The sequence below is a fragment of the Gammaproteobacteria bacterium genome, assembly GCA_029862005.1.
Taxonomy (GTDB): Bacteria; Pseudomonadota; Gammaproteobacteria.
In genome coordinates this window covers 1-2,458 of record JAOTYD010000099.1, presented here as the reverse complement: position 1 = coordinate 2,458, position 2,458 = coordinate 1, and the positions used below count along the sequence as shown (strand labels likewise).

At 53.0% G+C, this 2,458-nt stretch carries 2 protein-coding genes; one reads left to right on the top strand and one right to left on the bottom strand.

All coding sequences use genetic code 11. The features are described from left to right. Nucleotides 1-959: homoserine kinase (locus OES20_19175; protein ID MDH3636815.1), on the bottom strand; the 959-nt coding region annotated here is incomplete at its 3' end. A gap of 92 nt (nt 960-1,051) precedes the next feature. Here OES20_19175 and OES20_19170 point away from each other — a divergent pair. After that, nucleotides 1,052-2,458, top strand: a 1,407-nt coding sequence (locus OES20_19170) for a DNA polymerase I (protein ID MDH3636814.1), incomplete at its 3' end; no start/stop codon positions are given.

The following is a 2,458-nucleotide window of genomic DNA, read 5'->3' as shown; positions in this document are numbered from 1 at the left end:
ATGTCATGTGGGAGAAATAATTGTTCAAGTTGATCGATCTCATTGCTGCGCAATACAAGCAGCTCGCGAAACCAGTTCGGGTCTTTGCTAAAGGTCAGCTCGCCGCTGGGCGGGAAAACCTTGTCGCAAAGCCGCGATAACCAGAATCTCAACGCGCTGAATCGCAGCATCAATGGCAGTGCCCTTATTTCCGCTTGATCCAGTCGGCGCTGCTTTTGATAGGCATCCAGTACCGCGGCCACGCGTTTCGCATCCAGATTGCCCCGCGCGTCTATGCACCAGTCGTTTAACAGCACCGCAATATCGAGGATCAGGCTGTCGTTGCAGGCATAGTCGAAATCGATGATGCCACCGAGCTCAGCGTCGATGAAAAGAGCATTGTCATGAAACAAGTCGGCATGGATGGCACCGTGCGCTAACGGCCTGTGATCGAAATCCCGATAGTCGCCGATTGTCGATGTCAGCAACTGGAGCTCCTGCGGGGTCAATTCCGCCTCCAGCATATCGCCCGCGGCAAGCAACCACTCGACGCCGCGGGGGTTAGGCCTGGATTTCATATAGTCTTGCCCGGCGAGATGAAATCTGGCCAGTTCGGTGCCTATCTGCGCACAGTGTTCTATGGCCGGTGCGGTCTCTACCTCGCCGGGCAGGCGGTCGATGATCGCCGCCGGGCGATTGTTCAGGCTCGAGTAATAATCGCCGCGCCGATCTTTAGCCGGCGCCGGGCAGGAAACCGCCTTGTCGGCCAGGTGTTGCTGTAAACCAAGCATGTAGTCCAGTTCATCGTCGCTATGATGCTCGTAAAGTGTTAGCACATAACTGCCCTGATCGGTTTCGAGATAGTAATTGGTATTGGTTATACCAGCCGGAATAGGGCTGAAATCACGGGCCCTGCCGAGCTCATAACGCTTCAGGAAACGTTCGAGTTGAGTTGGTTCGACGGTGGTGAATACAGACATTAAATAAGCCAGTGGAAAGCGCAAACTGGCGAAGTCGCCAATGCAGCTGTAATATGATCCGGTCTCAGAACCCGGCATTTTAGCGCATCTATATGAATCAAGAGAAACAAAAAAAACTGGTGCTGGTTGACGGCAGTTCCTACCTGTTCCGCGCCTATCACGTGCCAGGGCCAGATCTAAGAAGCCCGTCAGGTGAACCAACTAAGGTTATCTACTTTGTATTAAATATGCTTAATAAGCTAATTAAGGAGGAACAGCCTGATAGGTTGGCGGTGGTTTTCGATGCTAAGGGCAAGACTTTCCGTAACGATATTTACCCCGAGTACAAGGCGAATCGACCACCGATGCCGGATGATCTGCGCGAGCAAATAGAGCCACTACATGAAATTATCAAAGCGCGAGGTTTGCCTCTGATCAGTATCGAGGGCGTCGAGGCCGATGACGTGATCGGCACCATGAGCCAGCAGGCTTCCGAGCAGGGTTACAAGGTCCTGATATCAACCGGTGACAAGGATATGGCCCAACTGGTAAATGCCAACGTGTCCTTGATCAACACCATGAATAACCATTTCATGGATGAGGCGGGAGTGGTCGAAAAATTTCAGGTGAACGCCAGCCAGATTATCGACTATCTCGCCCTTATGGGCGATAGCTCGGATAATATTCCGGGCGTACCCAAAGTAGGGCCAAAGACAGCCGCGAAATGGATAGGCGAGTATGGCAGTTTGCAGGCGGTGATGGAGCATGCCGACGACTTCAAGGGCAAAATCGGAGAGTATCTGCGCGAATCGCTGTCATTTTTGCCGATGTCTTATGAGCTCGCTACGATCAAACTCGATTGTGATACCGGAATCAGTATCGATGAGCTGGAGCAGCAGGCGGGCGATCCGGCTGCACTCGCCGCGCTCTACCGCGAGTTAGGTTTCACCCGCTGGTACGATGAGACCGAAAGCGCCGAGAACGCCGGCGTCGGCAGTGTACCCGCCGTGCCCCGGGTCGACGCTGATTATGAATGTGTACTCGATCAGAATCGCTTCGAGCATTGGTTACAGCGACTGCGGCAATCAGACAGTTTTGCTGTCGATACCGAAACTACCAGTATCGATTACATGCAGGCGGAGCTGGTCGGTATATCGCTGTGTCTGGAGGCGGGCAAGGCCTGTTATATTCCGCTCGCCCATCGTTACGAGGATGCGCCGGATCAACTCGATAAAGCGGCGGTGCTGGCCGCACTGAAACCGATACTAGAAGACCCGGAGATCGGAAAAATCGGTCAGAACATCAAGTACGACGCGCATATTTTCATCGGCGAAGGCATTCGCATGCGTGGTATCGCGCATGACACCATGCTCGAATCCTATGTACTCAATTCAACCGCGAGCCGTCACAATATGGATGCCCTGGCGAAGTACTATCTCGACCGCGACACCATTCATTACGAGGATATAGCAGGCAAAGGTGTCAAACAGAAAACCTTCGATTTGATCGAGCTCGAACAG